Origin of the sequence: Brevibacillus fluminis (genome assembly GCF_003710825.1) — a bacterium.
Lineage (GTDB): Bacteria > Bacillota > Bacilli > Brevibacillales > Brevibacillaceae > Brevibacillus_D > Brevibacillus_D fluminis.
Window position 1 is genome coordinate 80,200 of the sequence record NZ_RHHQ01000004.1, and the last position, 25,864, is coordinate 106,063.

Annotated in this window: 21 protein-coding genes; 2 read left to right on the forward strand and 19 right to left on the reverse strand. The window is 52.2% G+C overall.

The window, feature by feature from the left end:
- Nucleotides 1–46: 46 nt before the first annotated feature.
- The 5 genes from EDM56_RS02640 to EDM56_RS02665 all read right to left on the reverse strand — a co-directional run bounded on the left by EDM56_RS02640 (nt 47) and on the right by EDM56_RS02665 (nt 5,534).
- Nucleotides 47–1,189 (reverse strand): AAA family ATPase, encoded by a 1,143-nt coding sequence (locus EDM56_RS02640; RefSeq protein WP_122916335.1) that lies wholly within the window; start codon nt 1,187–1,189, stop codon nt 47–49.
- Nucleotides 1,190–1,205: 16 nt separating this feature from the next.
- Complete coding sequence (locus EDM56_RS02645) at nt 1,206–1,685, reverse strand: DUF6530 family protein (protein ID WP_122916336.1); 480 nt, start codon at nt 1,683–1,685, stop codon at nt 1,206–1,208.
- Between the two features lie 332 nt (nt 1,686–2,017).
- Nucleotides 2,018–2,929 (reverse strand): DMT family transporter, encoded by a 912-nt coding sequence (locus tag EDM56_RS02650; RefSeq protein ID WP_122916337.1) that lies wholly within the window; start codon nt 2,927–2,929, stop codon nt 2,018–2,020.
- A gap of 360 nt (nt 2,930–3,289) precedes the next feature.
- A complete protein-coding gene (gene hydA / locus EDM56_RS02655; RefSeq protein ID WP_122916338.1) occupies nt 3,290–4,675 on the reverse strand; it encodes a dihydropyrimidinase in 1,386 nt (461 codons plus the stop codon).
- A gap of 226 nt (nt 4,676–4,901) precedes the next feature.
- Entirely contained in the window at nt 4,902–5,534 is a 633-nt protein-coding gene (locus tag EDM56_RS02665) for a DsbA family oxidoreductase (protein WP_122916340.1), read from the reverse strand.
- A gap of 159 nt (nt 5,535–5,693) precedes the next feature.
- On the opposite strand from EDM56_RS02665, the gene EDM56_RS02670 reads away from it, so the two are divergent.
- Complete coding sequence (locus EDM56_RS02670; protein ID WP_122916341.1) at nt 5,694–6,542, forward strand: SDR family oxidoreductase; 849 nt, start codon at nt 5,694–5,696, stop codon at nt 6,540–6,542.
- Between the two features lie 107 nt (nt 6,543–6,649).
- Here EDM56_RS02670 and EDM56_RS02675 read toward each other — a convergent pair whose 3' ends face one another.
- The 13 genes from EDM56_RS02675 to EDM56_RS02735 form a co-directional block, all read right to left on the reverse strand.
- Nucleotides 6,650–8,284: an MDR family MFS transporter gene (locus EDM56_RS02675; RefSeq protein WP_122916342.1), complete on the reverse strand. Its 1,635-nt coding sequence runs from the start codon at nt 8,282–8,284 to the stop codon at nt 6,650–6,652.
- An 18-nt stretch (nt 8,285–8,302) separates the two neighbouring features.
- Nucleotides 8,303–8,743, reverse strand: a complete 441-nt coding sequence (locus EDM56_RS02680) for a MarR family winged helix-turn-helix transcriptional regulator (protein ID WP_246009234.1) — start codon at nt 8,741–8,743, stop codon at nt 8,303–8,305.
- A gap of 161 nt (nt 8,744–8,904) precedes the next feature.
- The gene (locus EDM56_RS02685) at nt 8,905–9,684 is read right to left on the reverse strand and encodes an enoyl-CoA hydratase/isomerase family protein (protein ID WP_122916344.1); all 780 of its coding nucleotides are present in this window, start codon (nt 9,682–9,684) and stop codon (nt 8,905–8,907) included.
- A gap of 52 nt (nt 9,685–9,736) precedes the next feature.
- On the reverse strand, nt 9,737–11,281 hold the full coding sequence (locus EDM56_RS02690; RefSeq protein ID WP_122916345.1) for a long-chain-fatty-acid--CoA ligase: 1,545 nt from the start codon (nt 11,279–11,281) through the stop codon (nt 9,737–9,739).
- Nucleotides 11,282–11,350: 69 nt separating this feature from the next.
- Entirely contained in the window at nt 11,351–12,163 is an 813-nt protein-coding gene (locus tag EDM56_RS02695) for an SDR family NAD(P)-dependent oxidoreductase (RefSeq protein WP_122916346.1), read from the reverse strand.
- 21 nt (nt 12,164–12,184) lie between these two features.
- The gene (locus EDM56_RS02700; protein ID WP_122916347.1) at nt 12,185–12,577 is read right to left on the reverse strand and encodes a MaoC/PaaZ C-terminal domain-containing protein; all 393 of its coding nucleotides are present in this window, start codon (nt 12,575–12,577) and stop codon (nt 12,185–12,187) included.
- 18 nt (nt 12,578–12,595) lie between these two features.
- The gene (locus tag EDM56_RS02705; RefSeq protein WP_122916348.1) at nt 12,596–13,039 is read right to left on the reverse strand and encodes an FAS1-like dehydratase domain-containing protein; all 444 of its coding nucleotides are present in this window, start codon (nt 13,037–13,039) and stop codon (nt 12,596–12,598) included.
- A 16-nt stretch (nt 13,040–13,055) separates the two neighbouring features.
- Complete coding sequence (locus tag EDM56_RS02710) at nt 13,056–14,201, reverse strand: acyl-CoA dehydrogenase family protein (protein ID WP_122916349.1); 1,146 nt, start codon at nt 14,199–14,201, stop codon at nt 13,056–13,058.
- 38 nt (nt 14,202–14,239) lie between these two features.
- Complete coding sequence (locus EDM56_RS02715; RefSeq protein ID WP_122916350.1) at nt 14,240–16,321, reverse strand: sigma 54-interacting transcriptional regulator; 2,082 nt, start codon at nt 16,319–16,321, stop codon at nt 14,240–14,242.
- A 40-nt stretch (nt 16,322–16,361) separates the two neighbouring features.
- Nucleotides 16,362–17,249: a GNAT family N-acetyltransferase gene (locus EDM56_RS02720; protein ID WP_122916351.1), complete on the reverse strand. Its 888-nt coding sequence runs from the start codon at nt 17,247–17,249 to the stop codon at nt 16,362–16,364.
- 90 nt (nt 17,250–17,339) lie between these two features.
- Nucleotides 17,340–18,515 carry a lipid-transfer protein gene (locus tag EDM56_RS02725; protein WP_122916352.1) on the reverse strand — a complete coding sequence of 392 codons (1,176 nt, stop codon included), beginning with the start codon at nt 18,513–18,515 and terminating at the stop codon, nt 17,340–17,342.
- 217 nt (nt 18,516–18,732) lie between these two features.
- On the reverse strand, nt 18,733–20,100 hold the full coding sequence (locus EDM56_RS02730; protein ID WP_122916353.1) for an aspartate aminotransferase family protein: 1,368 nt from the start codon (nt 20,098–20,100) through the stop codon (nt 18,733–18,735).
- 27 nt (nt 20,101–20,127) lie between these two features.
- Nucleotides 20,128–21,636, reverse strand: a complete 1,509-nt coding sequence (locus EDM56_RS02735; protein ID WP_122916354.1) for a CoA-acylating methylmalonate-semialdehyde dehydrogenase — start codon at nt 21,634–21,636, stop codon at nt 20,128–20,130.
- Between the two features lie 222 nt (nt 21,637–21,858).
- Between EDM56_RS02735 and EDM56_RS02740 the strand changes: the two genes are divergently transcribed.
- Entirely contained in the window at nt 21,859–23,493 is a 1,635-nt protein-coding gene (locus tag EDM56_RS02740) for a PucR family transcriptional regulator (RefSeq protein ID WP_122916355.1), read from the forward strand.
- Between the two features lie 97 nt (nt 23,494–23,590).
- Here EDM56_RS02740 and EDM56_RS02745 read toward each other — a convergent pair whose 3' ends face one another.
- Nucleotides 23,591–25,825 carry a S8 family serine peptidase gene (locus EDM56_RS02745; protein WP_122916356.1) on the reverse strand — a complete coding sequence of 745 codons (2,235 nt, stop codon included), beginning with the start codon at nt 25,823–25,825 and terminating at the stop codon, nt 23,591–23,593.
- Nucleotides 25,826–25,864: the final 39 nt, after the last annotated feature.

Genomic DNA, 25,864 nt, shown 5'->3' on the forward strand with positions numbered 1-25,864 from the left:
ATTCCCTTTTTCTCATCAAGGTTGTCTTTGGCGAAACCAGTCTCGTCTATATCTCCCCATGTCCGAATTTCGATGGCATCATCCGATTTTCGTTTTTTTTTAACTCAATCTGCGCTTCTACCAAGCTGGCAAACAATCCGTGATTGGTAAGTGCTTCTTCCAACAGTTTTATTTCTTCCGAATCGGTTGTCATTTTATAGATGACCTTATGATAAAGGGATTCGTTTGCGGAAGCTCCTTCGGCAATTGCATCTGCCCAGTAAAAAAACGAACGCATTCCAGCCACGCCTTTGATCGCATTGGCCCGCGCTGTTTTGTCCAAAATCATAATGATATCCGCTAAAATTCCTAGCATGTTTTCGTCTTGAAATCCGGTTTTGGCTTTCACACGCTCCATCATGATTTCTTTTGTCGGAAGGTCCATCTTTTCCGTATGCTGAACCCTGTCGCGAAGCGCTTCGTTCAACGGTCTGGTGCCGGCATAGCTGCGGTTTGTCGTGATGACCGCGATGAAGTCTGGATGCCTGTGTATGATCTGGGTAGGAAGGTTTATGCTGCCATCCAGCTCCAGGGCAGAGTTTAATGCTAGTAACACCGCAGCATCACGAATCACGTTTGGTTCTTGGATTTCTAAGAGATATCCTTTTTGATAGGCTCTGACGATCTCTGAAGGGTAAAAGCGGTATTCAACCGCTTCGCCATCGGTGTTTTCGGCTACGCGCTTCAATAATTGCTTCATTTTGATGGAAGCTTGTTCCTCAGTAATCCCCAGTGTGTTCCTCAATACGTCCGTAATGCTTTGAAACCCATCGCTTTCGTATAGTGCTTGTAATGCGGCTTGTTCAGCAGGCTCCATTCTCTCTATATGTTCGGGAGATATGACCGGCAATATCGCCCCAATGATATCGGATTTATCCATATCGGCAAAACAAGTCACTTTCGTATACGGCAGTCCAAAATTCGCGGATAATGCTTTTGCTAGCTGTGTTTTGCCAGAACCGGCGTCCCCTTCCAACAAAATATTCGCGATTTTCATTTCCCCACGATTCCAGTTACGCTTGATTTCTCTACTTATGCGCAGTTCTTCTTCACTGACCTTATGCGTGCCTGGTTTTTGCCAAACAAGCTTTTTTTCTACATCGGTCAATTGTCTTCCCGGTGATAAAAGAAAGTCTCCAAATTCAGTCATCCCAATCTCCTCCGTGCTAATATCCCAATTCCTTTAACACTCTTGATAACGTTCTCAGTCGCTCGCTGATCATCTCATCGTCTTTGCTCAAAGCCTGGCTGAACAGCTTGATATCTTCATTAATTTTCTCATTGTCCGTACAAATCGCTACGCTCATCGCATCCCCTTGCAGACCGACTCGGTCAAGCTCGGGCTTCTGCGGGTCATAAAGATGCTCATATCTGTATGCATCACGGAAATGTTCGATCGTTCGGCAAATCAGAATGGACAGGTCAAGAACGCGATGGAGTGGCAGTTCCTCCGATTTCTCTGACCATGTTTCTCCCGTATATCTCCAAACCTTGGCAGAAAGATCAACCTTTCCTGTATCGTTCCACTGAGCCAACCCCAGTGATAGACCTTTCGCATCTGTGTTCCTGGCGAATCTGCCATCAACCCGTTCATAATTTTTCGATACGACAACAGGCTTATGATTCAATGTTGTAGGTATTTTCATGTTCTTCCCCTTCTCTCCGTTTACTGGATACCACCTTGCTGCCCATCTAATCTGATGCGTGAACTTTTGATGGGGTTCAGCTGGATCTTACTTGTCAATTATTAAACAACATATAGATGTGTTTGTAAATAGAACAAACAAAACTAATTTGTGTTTGTTTTTTTGCATTTCAGGGTTGTTCCGAATTATGTAGCTGAAATGAGTACGAAAATAAGGCACACAAAACCAAAAAAGCCAACTTCCCCGAGTTAACGGAAAGTTGGCTTTTATTGTTTCTCGATCGCAATCAGTCATTCACTTGCTAGACAAAATGGTTCTTTGTTTGTAGCCGATTACGTCGTCACCGTCATTTTCTTCGGCAGTTGATGTTTCCTTCGGTTGCTTTTTCGATTAACAAAATAAATGCTCAGTATAATCAAAACCAAACCGGCCAAAAGCGAATAGGTGAACGGCTCGTGCAAAAACAGCGTTCCAGTCGCGACTGCGATCAGCGGGACGAGGAACGTGAAAGAAGCGACCTTGCTCGCTTCACCGCTGTTGATGAGGGTGAAGTAAATGACAAACGCTACTGGAATACCGAAAGATGAACCGAACCCGATCCCCAATAAGTAACTTCCGTTCCACACGATATCGGACCAGCTTTCCACCCCTGTACCGATCGCCGTCAAAATCGTGCCGCCGATGATGAATTGCAGTGCGACCATCCACAAGGAGTCGACTTTTCCGCTCTCTTTTTTCACATAGATGACGCCAAGCGCCCAGCTGACTGCCGTCATGAGTGCCATGAGAACGCCGACCAGCGAGACTTGTCCGGACAATCCATCTGCACTAACGGCCAAAATGCCTAAAAATCCAATGGCCAACCCAATCAGTTTGAGTAGTGTCATCTTCTCTCCCAGCCACATCCATGCGAACAACCCGATCAGCACAGGCTGAAAATAGACCAGGACGGAAAACAAGCCACCCGGCAAATAAATCAAGCCAACGGTCTGGATACCGTAAAAGAATACAGCGTTGAGCAGCGCTGAAATGGTGTAGCGGTGCCAGTTTTCACGCCAATGAATCTGCTTTCGGCGCGGCAATAAAAACAGGGCCAGAAGTAAACCGCCAAACAATGAGCGCATACCTGCGAACAAGATCGGCGGTGTATAATGCAAGGCAACTTTATAAATGGACCAGGATACACCCCAGATCAATACCAATGAGGCGATCGCGATCGCTGTTTTTGCTGAAAATTTTCCCACGATGGGAACCTCCTTTTGTTGATAACCCGATTGCTGACTTGCCTGTCAGAAGACATTCTCCTGAAAAATTCTGCCGCCCGACGAAAAAAGTCCGTTACAAGGTTATCAACAATAGGAGAATCCGACAACCCGGCTGTACCCGCGAAATAGACGGAATCGGGATGGCTCGCTTGCTTCTGCTCGATTATGAGCCCCTGCCCGCCATTTCCACTGCCGCACGCCAGAAAACGCCCTTACCCTTGCTCGACTCCGCACTTTTAATAGCAGTCTGGTTGCTGTGCAAGTGACGAGACAAAAAAATCCGGGCGCACGCATTCCTGCGTTTTGCCACGGATTTTGTCTCAGCACATCTCCTGACCATTATGGCTTAGCGAATCGTTTCCGATGGAGATACTGTCCAGCACCTGTTGACCCGACATACTGGCGTTCACGTATGACAAAATTACCCCGTGACAGTACTGAGACGACATCTCCCTGCAGCTTTATCCCCTCAAACGGATTGTAATCCACATTCATGTGGTGTGTGTTTGCGGAAACGACGCGGGTCGCCTTCGGATCGAAAATGACGATGTCAGCATCGGAGCCAATGGCAATCGTGCCTTTTTTGGGGAAGAGGCCGAACAGTTTCGCCGCTTTTGTCGAGGTGACATCGACGAATTGGTTCAGACTGATGCGACCGGCATGCACGCCTTCCGAGAACAGGATGCCGAATCGATCCTCGATGATCGGTCCGCCATTCGGAATTTTGCGGAAATCGTCGCGGCCAAGCTCCTTCTGCCCGACAAAGTTAAACGGGCAGTGATCCGATCCTATCGTTTGCAAAATCCCGCTGCCAAGTGCGCTCCATAGCGTCTCCTGGTGCCATGCTTCACGCAGAGGCGGCGACCAGACATATTTGGCGCCGGCAAAATCCGGGCGTTCCAGCTCATGAATATCGAGGACCAAATACTGCGGACAAGTCTCCCCATAAATGTTCCAGCCTTTTTCCCGTGCTTCCGCGATGCGTTGGACCGCTTGGGCACAAGACACATGGACTACGTACAGCTGCGCATCCGCAAGGGCAGTCAACGCGATCGCGCGTCCTGTCGCTTCTCCCTCGGCTTCGGGTGGGCGGGTCAACGCATGGTAGATCGGCTCCGTATGTCCGGCAGCGATCGCTTTTTGCGTCAAATAATCGATGACATCCCCGTTCTCGGCGTGGACTTGCACAAGCGCACCGATTTCTTTCGCCCGGATCAACGTTTTGAACAAGGTCTCATCATCGGCTTGCAGCACGTTTTTGTACGCCATGAACACCTTCAAGGACGTAATGCCCTCGTGTTCGACCACGCTGCCGAGCTCCTCGAGAATCGCGTCGTTCGCTTCTGCAATCATCAAATGGAAGCCGTAGTCGATAACAGCTTTTCCCCGTGACTTTTCATGCCAGATCCCGATCGCTTCCTGCAAGGTTTGCCCTTTGCTCGATAGGCAAAAATCGAGGATCGACGTCGTTCCGCCAAAAGCCGCCGCAATTGTACCCGTTGTGAAATCGTCCGATGTCATCGTTCCGCCAAACGGCATGGATAAATGCGTGTGCGGATCGATGCCGCCGGGAAACAGGTAGCAATGTGCGGCATCAATGATTTCCGCCCCTTCCGCATCAAGGCTCTCGCCGATCGCGATCACTTTTTCTTGATCAATCAGGACATCCGCTTGATACGTATCAGAGGCAGTGACGACCGTTCCTCCACGAATGATTTTTTTCATTGCTCATTCATCCCTCGCTTCGCATTCGTTTTCGCCTGACAGGTCATGCGCTTGTCTGTACAACCTATGCGTGTGAGAAGCGGAACATGCTCGGAAGAATGCGTTCCCAAGTGGATGAGAAAAAGGATTTTTCGCCGCACGTCTCGTATTTTCAAGTCGATGCGAGAATGCCCCCTGCTGAAAAAAAAGAAGATGCACGTTATGCTCTGCACCTTCTTTTCTACCATTACTCTTGCTCCGACAGGGATGCCTGCTCAAACGCCTTCAAAAAGTTTTCCGCGGGATGTGCGCCGGAAAGAGCCAGCTTTTCATCGATGACGAAAAACGGAACGCCGGTAATTTGCAGCTCGCCAGCCAGATTGAGGTCTTCTTCAATCTCTGCTTGCTTCGATACGTTGGCCACTTCAACTCGGACCGCTTCTGGATCGAATCCTTGCTCTTTGGCGATGTTTACCAAAACGTCAAGATTGCCGATGTCCTGCCCGTCTTCAAAATACGCCCGATAGATGGCATCGACCATTTGCGTTTGCTGTTCCTCCGGTGTTACTTTAATGAGGTTGTGGGACAAGAGGGTATTCGGTTTGTATTCGACCCGATCAAAACGGAACGGCACGCCAACTCGCTCGCCAGCCTGCGTCACATGCTCCAAAATCCGATCGACACCTCCTGGACCACCCGCGATTTTTGCCATCGCTTCACGGAACGGGTACCCTTCCTTCGGTGCATTCGGATCAAGGAAAAACGAACGGTAACGTACAGTGATCGGCTCTCCCTGCCACTGTGCAATCGCATCAAAGAGATTTTTTTTGCCGATGCGGCACCACGGACAAATCGTGTCTTGATAAATATCGATGATCATGGAATCTTCTCCTTCAAAAGCCGGCAGCACCTTGGAACATGCTGCCCTTGGCTGAATTTTTCCTGCTCTGTGTAGAATCAGTTTCTATCATACAGCCGAAGCTATCATTTTGCAATCAACTATTAAAAAGTAAGTAACAAAACAATATGGGAGGACATTATGCAGCAACCAGCAGAAGATAAAATCGTGTTCATCACAGGCGCTGCCAGTGGATTTGGAATGGGAGCTACCCTTTCCTTTGCACGTCGGGGGTATCGCGTGATTGCGACCATGCGGAACTTGGCAGGAAACACCAAATTGCAGGCCGCTGCCGAGGAGCAGAAGCTCCAATCCCGCCTTGATTATCTGGAGGTGGATGTCACCGTTCCGGCCACGATCCAGCGAGCTGTCGAGGAAACGATCAAACGATACGGGCACATCGATATACTGATCAACAATGCCGGTTACGCATTGGGCGGCGCGATCGAGGAGATTCCGCTCGATTCCTGGCGACACCAGTTTGAGACGAACTTGTTCGGCTTGATCAGTGTGACACAAGCCGTGCTCCCTTACATGCGCAAAGAACGCAAAGGTACGATCATCAACATCAGCAGTGTCAGCGGACGGATCGGCTTGCCTGGGTATGCGCCCTATGCCTCCTCCAAATTCGCCGTCGAAGGCTTCAGCGAATCGTTGCGGATGGAGCTTCTGCCCTTTGGGATTCGTGTCGTGCTGATTGAACCGGGCGCTTACAAAACGAGCATTTGGCAAAAAGGCTTCAATGGCATGGAGGTTGCGACAGACTCCCCGTACCGTGCCATGATGGACACTGTTCTCACCTACTCCCGTAAGACAGCCGAAACGGCTGCCGACCCAAGCGAGGTTGTTGAGGCGATTGTAAAAGCGGCAGAATCACCCTCGCCGCGCCTGCGCTACACAATGGGCAAAGGCACAGGACTTCTCCTGTCAGCAAAGGCGCTGCTTCCGTGGAAATGGCTGGAGTTGTTGATCAAGCGGGCGCTGCGATAAGCTGCATTTGGTGCGGTCGAGAGGATTTGAACCTCAACAAGAGAAAATAAAGAAAAGAGGCGTTTCTCCACGATCGGGAGTAACGCCCTTTTCGTCTTCTGTTTTATTTATTTCGTGTTTACCGAATTTGCAACTGCCTTGATTTCAGTCCCTTCCTCCTGCTCTGCTTTTCCTTTTGCAGCGGAGAGCTTGATCGTGCCAATGAAAAAGGTGAGCACAATCCCTAGCACGATGAAGGCAAGACCGTACAAGTATACGTGGCTCAACGTTTCGACCAATGTCGACTGAAGCGTCGGCACGATTGTCTGCTGGATCGATGCCGGAATTTTCGCCATCGCTTCCGGGCTGAGCAGCATGGAGTACAGGCCTTGCGGAGATTGCGCGATCATGCCTTCAAGCTGCTGCGCGATGCCATGTGCTTGCGCTGGCAGTGCCTCCAGCTTCGGAACAAGCTGCTCGTTCAGCAAGTTTGCGGAGCGTGCATTCATGACCGCGCCCAAAATGGTCATTCCGAACGTTCCCCCGATTTGGCGGAAAAACTGGCTCGAGGACGTTACTACGCCAAGCTCGGATTTCGGGAAGCTTTCTTGCAGCGCGAGCGTAATGACCGGCATGACCAGACCCATCCCGAGACCAAGCACGACCAGATTGGCTGCTGCAACAAATTTGGTTGTATCCAGATTCATCATGGAAAGCAGAACAAACCCAATTCCCATTAAAACCATCCCGAACATGATTTGCTTGCGTATCCCGACTTTGCGGACAAACCGCCCGCCGAGAATGCTTGTGACCATCATCGAAAGCATCAGCGGCAGCATGTTCGTGCCTGATTCAGACGGGCTCATGCCGATGATTCCCTGCATGAAAAACGGCACGAACATGATGGCACCGAACATGCCGATAGACATCAAAAACCCAATCCCGTTCAGCACGGTAAACCCTTTGTTACGGAACAAATGAAGCGGTAAGATCGGTTCGCTCGCCCGTGATTCAACCCGTACAAACGCTGCAAGGAATACGACTGCCAGCGCGAACAGTCCGATGATTTGCCAGGAGAGCCATGGATACTCTTTGCCGCCAAAGGTCAGTGACAAAAGCAGGCTGACGACCCCTGCGATCATCGTAAACATGCCGGCGATATCCAACTTGATCGGTCCGTCGACGCGGCGGTTTTTCAATCCCAGGAAAATCAGCACGGTCGCCAAGATGCCGACCGGCAAATTGATGTAGAACACCCATCGCCAGTTGAGCGAATCGACAATCCATCCGCCAACCTGCGGCCCAACGATGGAGGATAGGCCGAATACGGCACCAAAGACACCTTGCCATTTCGCACGTTGCTCACCGGTAAAAATATCCCCGATGATGATCATCGCCATCGGCATCATGACGCCCCCGCCGATCCCTTGAATCCCCCGGTAGACGATCAGTTGCGTCATCGTATCCGCCATCCCGCAAAGCGCAGACCCAGCGATAAAAATCACCAGACCCGTTACATAAACGGTTTTGCGCCCGATCATGTCAGCCAGCTTCCCGGCAATCGGCACGACTGCGGTCGAGGTTAACATGTACGCCGTCGTCAGCCAGGTCATGACGGCCAAGCCGCCCAATTCACCGACAATGCGTGGCATCGCCGTTCCGACGATCGTATTATCCAAGGCTGCGAATAACATCGCAACCAGCAAGCCGGCCAAGAGCACCCAGCTGTTTTTCTGTCGATTCTGTGTTGTCTGTTCACTCACGTTACGTTCACCTCGTATTTATTTCTTTGCCAGCACGATATCGGCCAGCTTTTCATGCGTTCGAACCAGCGCGTCCAGCTCACTCTCGTCAAGCTGGCTCAAATAACAGGACAAGATTTCTTTCCGCTTTTGATCGGTTGTGTGGAGTGTCATTCGCCCCTTGTCCGTCAATGCAATGAATACGACTCGCCGGTCTTGTTCGTGGCGCAGACGCTCAACATACCCTTGCTTATGCAGTCGTTCAATCATCACCGTAATCGCACTCGGCTTGACTTGCAGCATCTGAGCCAGCTCGCTCCCCATACACTTGCCTTCTTTATCAAGAATCCGCAAAATAAAGTACTGCGGTCGGGTCAGCCCGATCTCACTTTCTTCCAGCATGTCATGGCCAAGCCGCTTCATCGAGATGGCGATGGCGGTCTGTAGCCGGTCGATTTTTTCATCCATCGCGTTCATCATGGTCATCTCCTTTTTCAAAAAAACACAGATTGATTAATTTGTTTTATATTTAAATTGATTAACTATATAGTACATAAATTATTTGTTTTGTACACTGGGAAATTTGCCCATTCTTCGATCGCGAAAAAGAGGCCAGCATAGTATGCCGACCTCTCCTTTTCCTATTCTCCTGTAAATTCTGGCGCACGCTTCTCAAAAAATGCGCGAACGCCTTCCTGATGGTCTTTCGTGGAAAACGCGATGCCCTGCGCCATCGCTTCCTCATGTAGCAGCTGCTCCAGCGACAGCTCGTGGCTGCGATTCAAGATTGCTTTTGTCATACCCAGGGCAGCGGTCGGTCCTGCTGCCAAAGACTCGGCGATTACTCTGGCCCGCTCCATTAGCTCATCCTGTGCTGTCACCTCCAGCACAATGCCGTATGCATGCGCCTCTTTCGCGGTGATGATCCGTCCGGAGTACATCAGCTCCTTTGCGCGGGCAAGCCCGACTACTCGCGGTAAAAAATACATGCCGCCAAAATCCGGGATTAGTCCGACCTTAGAGAAAACTTGCCCGAATTTGGCCTCCTCACCAGCGATGACCAAGTCGCAGGCAAGTGCAATGTTAAAGCCCGCTCCCGTCGCAAATCCGTTCACCGCGGCGACGACCGGTTTTTCCAGTCCGTGCAGCGTGAGCAGCAACCGATAGGCCTGCTGTAAATACCGCTTGCCCTTTAGTGCATCCAACTCGGAAAAGCTGGCAAGATCGCCACCCGCGCTGAACGCTTTTCCGCTGCCTGTAAGGATCACACTGCGCACGTGCGGATCGGCTGCTGCCTGCTCCAACGCGCTTTGGAAACCGCTCACCAGTTCTGCAGAGAGCGCATTCATTTTCTGTGGGCGATTGAACGTAATCGTTGCCACGCCATTTTCCACTACATACCCAACGATCTGCTCCATCATTTGTTTCTCCTCTCCGGTGGCTTTTCAAATCGGGCACCGCTTTTTGATTCGTTCAGCCTGTGGCGTCATTTTTGAAACCGTTCTCATGAAGTTCATCACGAAGCTTGTATTTCAAAATCTTTCCCGATGCGTTGCGCGGCAATTGCTTGACCATATGCAGCACGCGTGGGATTTTGTAGCCTGCCAAATACGTGCGGCAAAACGCTTGCAGTTCGGAAAGGTCGATCGTAGTCTCCGGTTTCGGCACGATGATCGCTGCAACCGTTTCCCCCCAAACCGGATCCGGCACGCCGATGATTGCTGCCTCCAACACAGCCGGATGGGAATATAGCACTTGCTCCACTTCCACAGAGTAAATATTTTCGCCGCCAGAGATGATCATATCTTTTTTTCGATCGACAAGCGTCATGTAGCCGTCCTCGTCCATCACCGCCAAATCCCCGGTATGAAGCCAGCCGCCGCGCATCGCCTCCGCAGTCGCTTCCGGATTTTTGTAGTACCCCTTCATGATCGTCTCTCCACGCATGACCAGCTCGCCGATCACGCCTGGCGGCACGACACGATCGTATTCGTCGACGACACGCGCTTCAGTAAGAAACATCGCTGTACCGCTCGCCCCTAGCTTTGTCTTGTGTCCGTCTGGTCTGAGTGCAATCCCGCCCGGACCGCCTTCTGTCAAGCCGCACAGGTTATAAAACTGGTCGGTGCCAAACAGCTCCATGCTTTGACGGACCAGCGCCGGAGCCATTGGGGCTGCTCCATAGCTGCAGCGCGTGACCGATGACAGATCGTATTGGCTGCGGTCCGTAACCTGCAGCATGAAATTATACATCGCGGGAACGCCGAAGAAAAAGCTAATGCGGTGCTCATGGATCGCAGCCAGTGCCGCCCGCGGATCGAAATCGCGGTGGATGAGATTGACACAGCCAAGGAATATCCCGGTAAGCAAGCATAGATTCAGCTGTGCCGCGTGAAACAACGGCGCTAGGTGGAGTAGTCGGTCGCTCGGATTGAGTCCCATCTCGGCCATCATCTTAACGCTCACCTGCATCACGCGATGGTGATCAAGGACTACTCCTTTGGGCTTTCCGGTCGTACCGGACGTGTACAGGATTTCCAGGTCATCCCGCTCACCGAGTTCAACTTCGGGATCGTGCGTCTGGTCAGACAGCACGTCTTTGTATCGGAATTGCCCTTCGCATACGTTTTCGCCCGCGACGACCACACCGCATACTAGTGGCGCTTCCTGCACGGCGGACGCAATCAGCCCCGCATACTCTTCATCACAAACGACCAGCATTGCATCGGAATGCTCCAGAATGTAGGCGACCTCTACAGCTGTCAGGCGAAAATTCATCGGCACCAGCACCGCTCCGAGCTTGGCAGCCGCATAAAAGGTGATCGCGAACCAGTCGGAGTTTTTCATCATCATGGCTACCTTTTGTCCTTTGGTTACACCAAGCCTCGCCAAGCCGTGGGCCAAATGGTTCACTTCCGCGTTCATTTCTGCATATGTCCATGTGCGCCCTTCGCAAACGAGCGCCCCTTTCTCTGGATGCCGCCGTGCATTCCGTGCTAAACTACTGCCGATATCCATAGCCATCTCCCTCTCACATGCATGTGATGAATACGCGCGTGTAACGAAATGAACCGATTTTATATGAAATTACGTGTACATGCCCCCGTTGATGTGCAGCACCTGTCCATTCACATAGTTGGAAAGCGGGGAAGCCAAGTAAAAGATCCCTTGCGCAGCCTCTTCTGCCAGCCCTGCGCGCTTTTGTGGAATCGACTGCTCGAACATGGTCCGTACTTTTTCCGGTATGCCGACTGCTACACCATCCACCGTCTCCCCTTTTTCTTTGGCCTGCGTCAGCCGCGTGTCGATCAGCCCAAATGCAACGGCATTACAATTGACTTGGAACCCTGCCCATTCTTTCGCCACCGTTTTGGTCAGCCCGATCAAGCCTGCCTTTGCCGAGGCGTAGTTCGCCTGACCGACATTGCCCATCACGCCTGCCACCGACGTAACGTTCACAATTTTCCGATAACTGTTGATACCCTGCTCGGCATCTGCTTTGCCTGCGTCACGCATATAAGGCGCTGCCTCGCGAATCAGACGGAATGGGGCGATCAAATGAATGTCCAACATTTTCTGAAATTGATCATCCGTCATCTTATGAATCAGGCTATCCCATGTGTAGCCTGCATTGTTCACCAAAATATCGAGCTGTCCGAATGACGCAACCGTTTCTTTTATGATCAAGGGAGCAAACTCGGCAGCCGTCACGTCGCCACAAACGGCAATCGCTTCCCCCCCGTTTGCCTTGATCGCTTGCACCACTTCTTCCGCCGGACCTTGATCCTTGTCGGAGACCACGACGCGTGCGCCGTGCGCCGCCATCATTTCGGCAACGGCGCGACCTACGCCGCGCCCTGCCCCTGTAATGAGTGCCACCTGTTTATCGAGCATGCCCATTTTCCTTCCCCCTTCGTTCTGCTATTGTTCCGGTTTAACTACCGTAAACGTACCGCTCAGCTTTACCTCGCCTTGTTCATTTTTTACTTGAAGCTCTCCTTGCAGCAAACGTTCGCCCGCCTGCTCCACTTCTTCCGTGATGCTCCCGTAGACGGTCAGCTGTTCGCCCGGACGCGTCATTTTGGAAAAACGCACTTTAAACCGGCGCAAATGCTGACGTGGGAACCACTGTGCAAGCGCTTGACCCGCAAAGCCCATCACGAGCATGCCATGTGCGATTACACCACCAAGCCCCGCTTTCTCACCGATCGGCACGACCGTATGGATCGGATTGAAGTCGCCGGACGCTCCGGCATACCGCACCAGCTGGGTATGGGTGATTTCGTTTTTAATGATCGGTTGCAATGGCTCCATCATACATCCTCCTACCTTTTAAGGGCGCTCAATAATCAGGCTGGTGGCGTGCAAAACGACCTCGCCTGTTTGGTTGGAAAACGTCGTCTTTAAGGTAATCAACGACATGCCACGTTTCACCGCTGCATGGGTAACCTCGGTTTGGCCGGTGATCACATCTCCTGCGACGATGTCTTGAACATACTCATAGCCCTGCTCGCCATGCAGCACCTTCATCGGATCCAGCTCAAGCACCTGAATCAGCTCGTCGAAATCCGCTCCCGCCCACATTTCAATTACCGTCGGAAATGTCGGTTGAATCGGCACATCCCGAAACCCGGCTTCACGTGCTGCTTCCACGCTGTAATAAATTGGGTTCTCATCGCCGATCGCCAGCGCAAATTCTTTGATTTTTCCACGTTCAATCGCGAATTGGAACGGCGCAAAGCGCAATCCCACCTTCGCCGCGATATCTCGCTCCATCCTTTTCAGCTCCTTCTTACAGTCCCAGGTTTTTGGCAATAATCGTTTTCATGATCTGGTTTGTTCCCGCATAGATCGCTGCCACCGGAATATCGCGGTAGCGCCGTGCGATCGGGTACTCCTCCATATAGCCGTAGCCGCCATGCAGCTGCATGCATTCGGAGGCGACCTTTTTGGCCATCTCCGTCAGCCACATTTTGGCCATGGACACTTGTGTGACGACATTTTCACCCTTCATGTGCTTGCCGATCAAATCGTCGAGAAACGTACGGCCGATCTCGATTTCTGTGGCTAAGTCAGCAATTGCAAACTGCGTGTTTTGGAACTGGCTGATCACCTGGCCAAAAGCGCGGCGGTTTTTCACATACTCGATGGTCATGCGCAGCATCTCCTCCGCCGCCACCTGTGCCGAAATGCCGACAATGAGCCGTTCTTGCTGCAGCTTTTCCATTAAATAATAGAAGCCCTTGCCTTCCTCGCCAAGCAAATTGGCCGCCGGAACGCGAGCATCTTGAAAAATCAGCTCTGCCGTATCTTGCGCATGCAGTCCGACTTTATCCAGCTTTTTCCCCCGCGTAAAGCCCGGTGTATCGCGTTCGACGACAAGCAGGCTGACACCTCTGTACGCCGGCCGTACCGCCGTGTCCGTCTTGCAAGCAACGACGATCAGATCGGCATGGATGCCGTTCGTAATGAACGTTTTCTCGCCATTGACGATATAGTGGTCACCATCCCGGACGGCAGTCGTCTTGATCGCCGCCAAATCCGATCCTGTCCCTGGCTCCGTCATCGCGATCGCCGTTATGGTCTCGCCTGTAATGCAGCGCGGCAGCCACCGCTGCTTCTGCTCGTCGGTCCCGTAGGTGTCCAAATACGGGACGACGATATCGTTATGCAGCCCGACACCGATGAGGCTGGTGCCGACACGTTCCAATTCCTCATTCAGGACGACCGAATAACCAAAGTCCGCATTCAGTCCGCCAAACTCCTCATCGATCCAAGCGCCGAGGAACCCTTGCTCGCCCAGCTTGCGCCAAAACTCCCGCGGAATCATGCGCTCCCGTTCCCACTGGTCATAATGGGGAACCGCTTCGATCGCCAAAAACTTGCGCAGCGATTCGCGAAACATGTGATGCTCTTCTTTCAAATAGCTTGCCGTCATGAAGATTCTCCTTTCTACGTTTCACTTCCTATGTCGTTTTATCGGACATCTGTTTTTTGCCGACGGAGCTTTTCATATAAGACAGAACGGCTGATTCCTAAAAGCTGTGCGGCACGCGTTTTGTTTCCGTTCGCCTCGCGAAGCGCCTGACGGATCGCAGCTTGCTCGGCTTGTTCCATCAGCTTGATCGGCTGTTCATGCAGCTGTCCAAGGTCATCGGCATTCGTCTTTTTCAGCAAATAATCCGGCAAATCCTCAAGCTGAATCCGTCCATGCTCGGCAAAAATCATCGCCCGTTCCAGCACGTTTCGCAATTCACGCACATTGCCTGGCCAAGGATACTCTTGCAAAAGCCTCTGGACATTCGGTTCGAGTCCGGTGATGCTGGTCCCACTTTGCTTGTTTAACTCCTGAATGAAAAACTGAGCGAGCAGGAGAATGTCATCCTTGCGTTTGCGCAGCGGTGGAATTTCGACGGAAATGACGTTCAGCCGGTAAAACAAGTCTTCGCGAAACTGCCCTTGCTCCACCATCGTCTCGAGATAGCGGTGTGTCGCAGCGATGATTCGCACTTCAACATGAATTCGCTCTGTGCCCCCTACCCGATAAAACTCCTTCTCCTGCAGTACGCGCAGCAGCTTTGCTTGCAACGTGAGCGACATGTCGCCTACTTCATCCAAAAACAGCGTCCCGCCATTGGCCAAATCGAACTTGCCTAGCTTGCCTTTTTGTTTGGCGCCGGTAAAAGCACCTTCCTCATAGCCGAAAAATTCCGATTCAAGCAAATGCTCGGGTATTGCAGCACAGTTCACCGTAACGAATGGTCCCGCATTGCGCGAGCTGCTTCTATGGATCGCATGGGCGAACAGCTCCTTGCCCGTCCCGCTCTCCCCGCGAATCAGAATGGTCGACGGTCCTTTGGCCGCCTTCGTCACGCTGCGGATTACCTTTTGCATTTGTTCATCCTGGGTCATAATCTGATCAAATGTGAACCGAGCACCTTCCGACCTCCGCAGCTGCGTCGTGGCGGACTGGTCTTTTTCTTCATTTTTTTCAAATCGCCGGAAACGCTCCCGCACTTCTTTCAGCTGGCGAAAGACGATTTTTCCAACGGCGCCGATCAACTCATCGCCCTGGAATACCGGAATCCGGTGAATGATATAGGCGATCCCTTTCACTTCCATGAACTCGCTGACATCCGCAATACCCGTTTTCATCACGTTGCTTAACCCGAGCTGCGGCAAAAGCGCATCGATTTTGGCGGCTTCCATCTTCTCTTCATCGAGCTCGAACAGTTCGAGCACCGATTGGCTGATGAACGTGATTTCTTGCTGCTCATTGATCATCACAAGCCCGTCGTACGCGTGGTCGATCACGGTTTGCAGCAAGCTTTTCCATTTTTTCGCCGTCTCCAGTTCCTCTGCGATTTTTTCCACTTCTGAAACCGGCTGGACCAGCGCAATCAGCCCATCTTTTCCGCTCACGGTTTCATACGTACAAACGCGGATGACCATTTGCTGTCCACCCAGCTGCAAAGGACGGTGAATCTCGTTGCTCCATTCACGCTCTTCTAGCGGTATAAACTCCGCCAAATCCCGATGCAACAGCTCCGCATCGGATTTCCCGACAAGTGCGCAGAGCCTGCGGTTGACGAACTGAATCCGTCGGTTATCATCGGTCAGCAGTGCCCCCAGCTGCGAGGTGTCCAAAATTTCCTCCAGCTGCTCCTTTAAGAGTCTTGTTTTGTGGAAGAGGGCGAAGATCACATCCGTTTTCGTGATCAACCCGACAACCCGTCCATCTTCGTCAACGATCGTTCCGGTCCCCACCGGGCTCGTCCAGACGATCTCCTCTAGCTCTTCATAGCTGATGGTTACCGGAATCGTGGATGCGCTCCCTTTTTTAATATAGGCCGAGATCGGTGTCTCCAGCTCTTTGCCTTCGACCAGCATCTGGTATAAGGAGCTTTTCGGAAAAGCGCCGATCGGGCGCCCTTCCTCATCCGTCACCGGGACGGTATTCCATTTGAGCCGCTTGATCAATTCGATCGCCTGTGCCAGTGTGTCGGTAGCAAGCAAGCCTTTGTCTAGCGGTGTCATGATGTCACGAACGGAAATCACCGGCTTCCCTCCTATTGTACCAATCGCCTGGATACCAGCTTTAAAACTCCGCGATGAGCGGCCACGCCAGTTGACGTTCTTGCAGTGAATGCGGCCCACGTGCCATCAGCTTGTTCTCTTTTTCGATCAGCAAAGGCGTAAATATATGCTTTGCTTCGAACAGATCGGGACAAAAATGTAGTTCCACCTGATCGATTTTCTCTTGGATCAGTCCGACAATTCGTTCGAACGATGGCTGCTCCAGCCCAATGACAGCGTACAAATGAAGTGTCTCCTCGATTACTTCGAACACGAGTACGGCATCGAGCTCACGGGAATAGTACAGCTTTTGCTGCCACTCTGGGTCATATAGATTCAAGAAAAAGGAAGATCGATAGTCAATTGGTACGAACGCGTGCGATATCGCCGTTTGCTTGTCGAAGCAAGCGCGGATGACAGCAACATCCGACTCGGAAAATATCGATAGACGCTTCAGCCCGGTCTCCGCTTTCTTCTCTTGGAACGGGTACGGATTCGCAGTCCGCCAGCGATGATGCGGGACGACTTCAAAGCCAACCGGCTCATACAGTTCGGGCGACGACGTGTACAAAAACGTCCACTGAATCGTAGCATCGATCTGCTTGAGCATTTCTGTCATCAACCGCTTCATCAGTCCCTGGCCCCGATAGGCCGGATCAGTCATGACTGACTGGATGCATGCCACCTCGATTCGCTTGTCGTCGAACATCATCGGCATGACGAAAAAGGAGGCATTGGCAATCGCGTTCCCTTGTTCGAAAAAAGTGACAGGGGTGTAGGTGGGGTCCCAAAAGCCGCGTTGATAAAAATCTGCTAGCAGATTGGCGTCCAATCCAAACACTTTTTCAAAGAGCGGGTATAGTTTTTCACGCCATTCTTGTTGGCTGGCGTAACCGGTCGCAAATTCCATTTTTGTTAGAACCTTCTTTCTACTTTACCTGCTTTTACCTTACCACACGACGAATAGCCGGAAAAGCGAAAGTAAAGCTGGCGTACTTCTCTACGATTTCTGATAGATCGTGATGACGCACGCGCCACCAAGACCGAGGTTATGCTGGAGCGCAATGTTTGCATCCGGCACTTGTCGTTCTCCCGCTTGCCCGCGCAGCTGCCAAACTAGCTCTGCGCACTGGGCCAAACCGGTCGCTCCAAGTGGATGTCCTTTTGACATCAATCCTCCTGACGGATTGACCACGTATTTTCCGCCATAAGTGTTATTTCGCTCACGAATAAACGCCTCGGCTCCACCTTCCAAACAGAGACCGAGCGCCTCGTAGGAAATCACTTCGTTTGGGGTGAAGCAATCGTGCAGCTCGACGACCTGTACCGAATCGGGTCCGAAACCAGCCTGCTCATATGCTTTGTGGGCCGCCCTCCGTGCCATGTCATAGCCGACGAGATTCATCGCATTCTCACTCATCGCCCCCGTATCAGTCGTCATCGCTTGAGCAACGATTTGCACGGCGCCGCTTCCGCCATGCTTGCGGACAAACGCGTCACTGCAAACGACAGCTGCTGCTGCCCCGCATGATGGCGGACATGCGCACAGACGGTTCAAGTGCGGAAATAACAGAGGAGACGCCAACACTTCCTCCACTGTGAGCGGGTCGCGGAAAATCGCAAATGGGTTATGGGCTGCATGTGCACGCGTCTTAACGGCGACATGAGCAAAAATGTCGGGATTGGCTCCGTACGTTTCCAAATAGCTCTTCCCTGCTGCACCAAACAGACGCGGGGCAAGCGGTGCTTCTGGTGTGTCCGGTGCAAGCTCATCGAGTTGGCTCAAAAACGATTGAAAAGGCGAAGTGCGGTCATTCCAGACCGAGCCGAGGGCACCGGGCTTCATTTCTTCGAAACCAAATGCGAGGACACATTCAGCCGCTCCCGATTCAACGGCTTGGCGGGCCAAAAATAAGGCTGTCGCTCCGGATGAACAGTTATTATTCACATTAATGATGGGAATTCCGCTCAAGCCGATCCGATACAACGCGGTCTGCCCGCATGTACTGTCCCCATACACATAACTGGCATATGCCTGTTCAATGTCCCGATAGTCAATCTGCGCGTCCGCAAGCGCCTGCTGCACCGCCTTTGCTGCCATGACTTCATACGGTTCCTGATGTCCAGGCTTTTTGAACGGGACCATACCAACCCCGATGATGTTCGCTCGTGCCATTTGACTGCCTCCTTTTCATTCGATGGATCTATGTCTCTCTTCTCTTGCAACAACCCTGCCATTCGGTAAAGAGGTAAATACAGGCGCTGCCTGAACTGTTTTTCGTGCGATGTGTTCAAAATCCGTACAGTATAAGCTATACAACTGTACAAAATCAGGACGTAAGTTGACGAAAAAATCCCCCACCAATGGAAGGCAGGGGATTGCATTCTTTTTGTTATTGCAGCGTATCAAACGCCTCTTTCAGCGTATTCACGATGAAATCGAGCTCTTCAGACGTGGTGCTGAACGGCGGGGACAGTGTCAGGACATTGTTAAAGCCAGGTACGGTATCTCCGTTGCGTCCGATGATCAGCCCGCGTTTTTTGCACTCGACGATCACTTGTGTTACTTTTTCAACCGCTGCTGGTTCTTTCGTGCCGCGATCTTCCACCATTTCCAAGCCAGCGAGGAACCCAAAGCTGCGGATATCGCCGACATACTTATGGTCTTCTAAGATCGAGAGTTTTTGGCGCAGCTCTTTGCCGAGCTCTTCCGCGCGCTGCACTAAGCCTTCTTTCTCAAGCAGCTCCATGTTTTTCACAGCGAGCGCACAAGAAGCAGGGTTGCCGCCGAATGTGTTGACATGACGGAAATGCTGATTGAAGCCTGGTTCATTGAATTTGTCAGCGAGTTCTTTGCGAACGGCCGTCGCAGACAACGGCAAGTATCCGCTCGTGATACCTTTTGCCATCGTGATGATATCTGGCTGGACGCCAAAGTTTTGATGTCCGAAGTTTTTGCCGGATCGGCCCACGCCGCAAATTACCTCGTCAACGATCATCAAGACGCCGTGCTTGTCGCAAATCTCGCGCACCTTTTGCATATAGCCTGCCGGTGGCACGATCACGCCTCCGCCAGTGATCGCTGGCTCCATGATGACTGCTGCTACGGTGCCAGCGCCTTCCCATGTGATGACATCATCGTACAAGGTCGCACAAGCCATACCGCACGAATCCTCCGTTTTGCCAAACGGGCAGCGGTAGCAATACGGCGGATGCACATGCAAGAAGCCTGGTGCCAACGGCTCATATTTTTGCTTGCGGACAGCCTGGCCCGTTGCAGCGAGCGCCCCCATGGTGTTGCCGTGGTACGCACGGTGGCGGGAAATGAATTTGTAGCGACCTGGCTCGCCATTTTGATGATGGTATTGGCGTGCCAGCTTGAATGCCACTTCATTCGCTTCCGAGCCGCTGTTGGAGAAGAAAACACGGTATTCACCGCCCAGCCATTCGCTGATCTTGTCCGCCAGCTCGATCGCAGGCACGTGGCTGTTCGACAGCGGGAAGTAAGCCATTTTTTTCAGCTGCTCGGCTGCCGCGTCTGCCAGCTCTTCGCGGCCATAGCCGATATTCACGCACCACAATCCGGACATTGCATCCAGATAGCGGTTGCCGTCAATGTCTGTCACCCAAGAGCCCTTCGCCTCTGTCGCGATCATCGGGTTCGGGTTGTAAACGGACATGTGATGCCACATGTGTTCCCGGTCTTTTTCAAGCAATTCCTCTTTGTTCAGCTCTGGAATGGTTTGGTTTTCCATGGACATGGGCGGTGCCTCCTCAATCTATTTCGATTATTTTACGAACACTTTTTGCGAGCCGATTGATTGGTCGCCTTGATCGAACCAGCGCTCGGTGACGGTTTTCTTTTTCGTGAAAAATTCGACTCCGTCTTTGCCGTTCGCATGCAGATCCCCGTAGAACGATTGCTTCCAGCCGGAGAAGGCAAAGAAGCCCATCGGTGCAGGAACACCCACGTTCACGCCGACCATGCCGGCTTCGACACGCTGTACGAACTCGCGGCCATAGCGTCCGCTGTTTGTATACACGCATGCACCGTTACCGAAACGGGATTTGCTGATGACGTCAAGACCTTCTTCAAAGCCGCTGACACGCATGACAGACAGTACCGGTGCGAAAATCTCGTCGCGTACGATGACCATTTCGGCATCGGCTTTGTCAAAAATGGTTGGGCCGAGGAAATAGCCGGCTGGCAGGGCTTCCGCATCTTTGCGTCCATCGCGCACGAGCTGCGCGCCACCTTCCAGACCGCGGTCGATATAGCCATGTACTTTATTCAAATGCTCGGAGCGGATGACAGGGCCGAGATCGTTGCCCGCGATCATGCCATCGCCCATTTTGAGCGCATCGGATTCTTCAATCAAATATTGCACGAATTCATCCGCAACCGAATCATCCACCACAACTGCGCTCGCCGCCATGCAGCGTTCGCCTGCGCATCCGAAAGCGGCGCTGACAATCGTTTTGGCCGCGCGGCGCAAATCGGCGTCCGCCAATACGAGATGGTGGTTTTTTGCGCCTGCCAGCGCTTGTACGCGCTTACCGTTGGCAGCTGCTGTTTTATACACATACTCGGCGACCGGTTGAGAGCCGACGAAGGAGACTGCTTTAATGTCTGGATGCTCCAGAATGCCGTTGACGACATCATGCGCACCGTTGACGATATTGAAGACGCCATCTGGCAATCCTGCTTCTTTCAAAAGCTCTGCGACACGCGCGCTTGCAAGCGGTGTACGCTCAGAAGGCTTCAGGACGAAACAGTTACCAGCTGCGATCGCGATCGGGAACATCCACATCGGCACCATCACCGGGAAGTTGAACGGCACGATGCCTGCCACTACGCCCAGTGGGAATTTTAATGTATAGCTGTCAATGTTGCGCGCGATGTTCGGGACAGTATCGCCCATCATCAATGTCGGCATACCAGCGGCGAACTCGACCATTTCAATGCCGCGCAACAGTTCTGCTGCTGCTTCCGGCACGTTTTTGCCGTTTTCCAGCGTTACGATCTGTGCCAGTTCATCCTGATGCTTGAACAGCAGCTGCTGGAAGTTGAACATGATCCGTGCACGCTCGATAACTGGAGTCGCACTCCACGCTGGGAAGGCTGCTTTCGCTGCCGCTACAGCGCGTGCCACATCTTCTTTGCTGGAGAGCGGAACTTGAGACAACACTTCTTCCGTCGCCGGATTCGGCACATCCGCGTACTGGGTTGTAGCCGCTTCCACCCATTCACCGCCAATATAGTTTTTCAACTTTTTCTCAAACATGGTTGAACTCATTGATTCCGCTCCTTTTTTTCGAAAAACAGTGCGTTTTCCGGTTCATTGTCAGGCAATTTCAACAATTGCCCTTGCTCACCATTTCGATGAACGCACGCTTTTTCCTTTGGATTCGTATGCCTTTATTTTATCAGAAGATTTTTATTTGCTTCACTAGACGGACTGTCGCGCTTTTGTCATAATGTATCATACAAAATGTCTATTTGGGGGTCTGCATATTTCTTGACGGGCAATTGGAATTTAACCATCGCAGAAGTTATTCAACGGCCGGTTTTCGCGCATGCCGAAGTCGTCGCTGGCGAGAGAGGACTCACCCACCCAATCCGCTGGGTCCATATTCTTGAAGCAGCAGCCAACGCCCATTTTTTGAACGGCGGCGAGCTGATCCTCTCGACGGGAGTGGGATTCGGGGAGGACACGGACAAGCGCCTCGATTATTTGCATGAGCTGATCAACCGTAAAGCGGTGGGCTTGTGCATCGAGCTCGGCTCCTATGTCCCCCAAATTCCGTCGGACATGCTGGAAGTCGCCGAACAGAACCAGTTTCCCTTAATCGTGTTCCACCAGCCTGTCCGCTTTGTCGACATTACGCTTGATCTACATGAGCTGATCGTCAGCCGTCAGACGGAAGCGCTGCGCAAGCTGGAAGCCTATTCGCGTGACTTGCAGCAGCTCACGTTGCAGGCGCAAGGGATTCCCAAGCTGTTGAACCATTTGCAGGCGCATGTCCACGAGACCGTCTTTTTTATGCCTGTAGAGGAGGCGCCGATTTACGCGCCGGAGCGGCCGAAAGCTGCACAGGAGCAGTTGACCGAGCAGCTCGCAACCGCCCTTTCCTCCGACAAGTTTTCGAACAAAGAGCATGGCCTGTTCGACATCGCGGATAACGAACAGATCATGTATCAGCCGATTCAGCTGATGGGACATGTTCTCGGTTACTTGGGCATTCTTTTGTATAAACGGGAGCCAGAGGAATTTTTGCATCTTACTTTGGACTATACCGCCACAGCAATGGCGCAAATCCTCATGCGTAAAATGTTTGCCGAGGAGCGTTCGCTGGACAGCCAGAACCGCTTGTTTGACGATTTGTTGGCAGACCGCTACAAGCAGGAGGAGCAGATTCGCGGTTTGCTGGGCATTCGTCCGACAAAAAAAATCGCCACCTACTATACCGCGATGATGGAAGTCAGTTGGGGGAAAATGCGGTTCGATGCGGTGGCAGAGTCGCCGTTTCACGATATGACCGGTGTGATCCGCTCCGTCCTGCTGCGCAAAGGCTTCCGCTCCCTACTGCGCATCAAAGGGCACCGGCTCTACCTTTTGCTGATCGAAAAGCAGAGCCTAGAAGAGCCACGCGAACAAGTCGCGGATGCATTCAAAGAGCTGGAAGGAATCTGCTCCCAGGCACTCGGGCGCGACGATGTGCTGGTATATGGAATCAGCCGCCCATCCGATCGTTACGCCGACGTGTACCGCCATTTTCAGGAGGCGGAGCAGGTTCTCTCCATTCGCACTGAACTGAGCAGTCCGTTTTTTGACGATCTCGGTGTGTACCGTTTGCTGATGCACGTCCAAAGTGGCCAGGCGCTTCAATCGTTCATTACCGATTATCTCGGTCCGCTGATCCGTCATGACCAAGAGTACAACAGCCAGCTGCTGCAGACGCTGCGCGTCCTGTTGGATCACAACGCATCGAAGCAAGAGACAGCGGAGGCGCTGTTTATTCACCGCCAAACACTGTATCATCGGCTGGATAAAATCCGCTCGCTGATCGGGGATCATTTTTTGGAGCCGCACCAGCGCATCTGTTTGGAGGTCGCGCTGCGGGCGTACGAATGGGTGGAAAAGAAAAGGTGATTCGCAACGTGATAGGAATGCAGTTCGAATCGATAGCAAAAAGTCTTGGCATATCGCCAAGACTTTTCTTCGTTACCTGCGCACAAGTCGTACCGCTTTACTTATTCACTTGTTTTTTCGGATATTTCAATTCAATCGTATAATCGGCTTCACCACTCAAGACTCGCACCTGAACAGTGTAGGTCGCTGCTTTTTTCCCCGTATAGCTGATCGTTTTCGGCTTGCCTTTGCGATTCGTCGCTTTGGCAACCGTCTTGCCTTTGCTGTCGATCAAGTATAGGTGGAGATTCGCCTCGCTCTTCCAGTTTAAAGACAGCGAAATGGTTCCTGCTGCTCCCGTTTTGATGGCGTACTCCTTTACCTTCGTCTCGAGGCTGCCGGTGCGGACTGTTCCTGTGTGGGTCTCTTTTTTGAGGTCCGAACCCGTTTGATTTTCGCCGATCGTAGCATTGGAGACGAGCGCATAATGCTGCGGCCCCTTCGGTATGTTCACACCATCAACGGTGATGGAATACGTCCCTTTTACCGGATGAGGAATGATGACTCGCTCCACATTGTTCGTTTCGTCCGCTTCATCATCATATGGTGCTTCTCGATCGTTTCCGCGATAAATCTCGCCCCCGGGCGTGTCAATCGTAAGATCGAGGTTGTTGACCAGCTGGTCCAACGCGGTGACGGAGCCAGGAGCGTCCGTCCAAGCCAATGTTGCAATGAGCGGCTGGTCGGTATTGGTCACTTGTACCGTGTACGTGCGCTTATTGCCGGTCTGCAATCCGTCTGTTTGCTCATCGATGTAGCTTGTCCCAATTGCGGCTCGCAGATTGGCACGTCCGAACCCTTGTGCCATCGTATCTTGGTTGAGGTCATCCGCACCATTGATCACCATCGCCTTGATCAGCGCTGCGCTCGGGTCGCTTGTTCCATTTTCCTGCAGAAACTGGCGGATTTGCGCCACGCCGCCCGCCAAAATCGGCGTCGCCATGCTCGTCCCGCTCATGTATGTATAAAGGTTCGGATCGATTCCCTGATCAGCCGATGCTTCTCCTTCTGCGGCAAGCTGTGAACGCAGCGACAGGATCATGCTTCCCGGCGCGACCACATCAGGCTTGATGCGTCCGTCAATCGTCGGACCACGACTGCTAAAATACGCAATATCGTCCGGATTGTCGGCACTGCGATCTTTCAAAGCAAGCCGTACGCTTTCCGACGCCCCGACTGCGATCACATTTTTGGCCGTGGCAGGGCTGCTTATCGTTCCCTCATCGCTGCCGTCATTGCCCGCCGCGACCAGTATGGCCATGTCCGGATGCTCCCAGACAAAACGGTCCATGTCTTGTGCATCGCTGTAATATTCGCCGCTTCCATGATCCTCTCCCCACGAGTCACTGTGAATCCGTGCGCCGTCATCGTACGCTTCTGTCAGCATAGCCGTCAGATTGTCGTCGTCGATCGCAAGAGAATCACCTTCATCAAGAACGGAGTGAAAAATCAGCTTGGCATCGGGCGCCATCCCTTTCACTTTGCCATCTGATGCTGCACCCGTGCCCACAATCGATCCCGCCACATGCGTACCGTGGCCGTTCGGATCGCTTGCATCGCCTTTTCGGCTGACAGCGATCAGCTCCTTGACCTGCCCTCGCAGATCGGGATGCAATGTCGCTTTTTTGCCGCTGTCGATGCCCGTGTCGATCACGCCGACAATTTGGTTCGCACCGGTATGTCCCGTATCCGCCAGCTTGTCCGCATGAATGATACCGCTCGCTACGTTGTTCAGTGGCACACGCTTGCTTGCAGGCACGATCGCGACTACATCGTCGGAGGCGAGATAGCCAGCTAAGTCACGCTTTGTGATCGTTTCTGTGGTGATTTTCCGGCCCATCTCGGCCTGCAAACCATGGATGGCGACAGTCGCGCTGCCGTCCCGATTAATGGCATCAAGCAGCTCCTGCGAAATTTTATACGATTGCCGGTACGGCACAATTCGTTTCACAAACGAATATTGCTTCAACTTGCTCTGATCGGTATCTTCCGACAGTTTCGCCACGAATGAATAGTCTGGCACATAATCACCCAAAAGGACCCCGTCCAGTGCAAGCTCATCTTTCCATTCTGTTTGCACGGGGCCTGCCATTTGGATGATTACCAGCCTTGACTTTACAGCGGCCGTCCGCAAGACATGTGGCTGCGCAAGCTCGGTGTTTTTGTTTCTGAGCGAAAGCTCTTTTCCTGTGAAATCCTCAAGCGTTGTTCCACTTGCAAACGTCGGCATGGCGGCAAAAAGCAATGCAATCGCCACCGAACTGGATAATGCAGCATGCCATTTTGTTTTCAATGAAGTCGTCCCCTCTGACCGCGTTATGATTAACTTGAA

Excerpts from the sequence above, each read along its gene's own strand:
- EDM56_RS02690 (WP_122916345.1), bottom strand. The coding sequence starts at position 11,281 with ATGGATATCGGCAGTAGTTTAGCACGGAATGCACGGCGGCATCCAGAG.
- EDM56_RS02685 (WP_122916344.1), bottom strand. The coding sequence starts at position 9,684 with ATGATGGAGCAGATCGTTGGGTATGTAGTGGAAAATGGCGTGGCAACG.
- EDM56_RS02735 (WP_122916354.1), bottom strand. The coding sequence starts at position 21,636 with ATGAGTTCAACCATGTTTGAGAAAAAGTTGAAAAACTATATTGGCGGT.
- hydA (WP_122916338.1), bottom strand. The coding sequence starts at position 4,675 with ATGAAAAAAATCATTCGTGGAGGAACGGTCGTCACTGCCTCTGATACG.
- EDM56_RS02720 (WP_122916351.1), bottom strand. The coding sequence starts at position 17,249 with ATGGAATTTGCGACCGGTTACGCCAGCCAACAAGAATGGCGTGAAAAA.
- EDM56_RS02640 (WP_122916335.1), bottom strand. The coding sequence starts at position 1,189 with ATGACTGAATTTGGAGACTTTCTTTTATCACCGGGAAGACAATTGACC.
- EDM56_RS02725 (WP_122916352.1), bottom strand. The coding sequence starts at position 18,515 with ATGGCACGAGCGAACATCATCGGGGTTGGTATGGTCCCGTTCAAAAAG.
- EDM56_RS02700 (WP_122916347.1), bottom strand. The coding sequence starts at position 12,577 with ATGGAGCCATTGCAACCGATCATTAAAAACGAAATCACCCATACCCAG.
- EDM56_RS02695 (WP_122916346.1), bottom strand. The coding sequence starts at position 12,163 with ATGGGCATGCTCGATAAACAGGTGGCACTCATTACAGGGGCAGGGCGC.
- EDM56_RS02665 (WP_122916340.1), bottom strand. The coding sequence starts at position 5,534 with ATGATCATCGATATTTATCAAGACACGATTTGTCCGTGGTGCCGCATC.
- EDM56_RS02680 (WP_246009234.1), bottom strand. The coding sequence starts at position 8,743 with ATGATGAACGCGATGGATGAAAAAATCGACCGGCTACAGACCGCCATC.
- EDM56_RS02645 (WP_122916336.1), bottom strand. The coding sequence starts at position 1,685 with ATGAAAATACCTACAACATTGAATCATAAGCCTGTTGTCGTATCGAAA.
- EDM56_RS02730 (WP_122916353.1), bottom strand. The coding sequence starts at position 20,100 with ATGTCCATGGAAAACCAAACCATTCCAGAGCTGAACAAAGAGGAATTG.
- EDM56_RS02705 (WP_122916348.1), bottom strand. The coding sequence starts at position 13,039 with ATGGAGCGAGATATCGCGGCGAAGGTGGGATTGCGCTTTGCGCCGTTC.
- EDM56_RS02710 (WP_122916349.1), bottom strand. The coding sequence starts at position 14,201 with ATGACGGCAAGCTATTTGAAAGAAGAGCATCACATGTTTCGCGAATCG.
- EDM56_RS02670 (WP_122916341.1), top strand. The coding sequence starts at position 5,694 with ATGCAGCAACCAGCAGAAGATAAAATCGTGTTCATCACAGGCGCTGCC.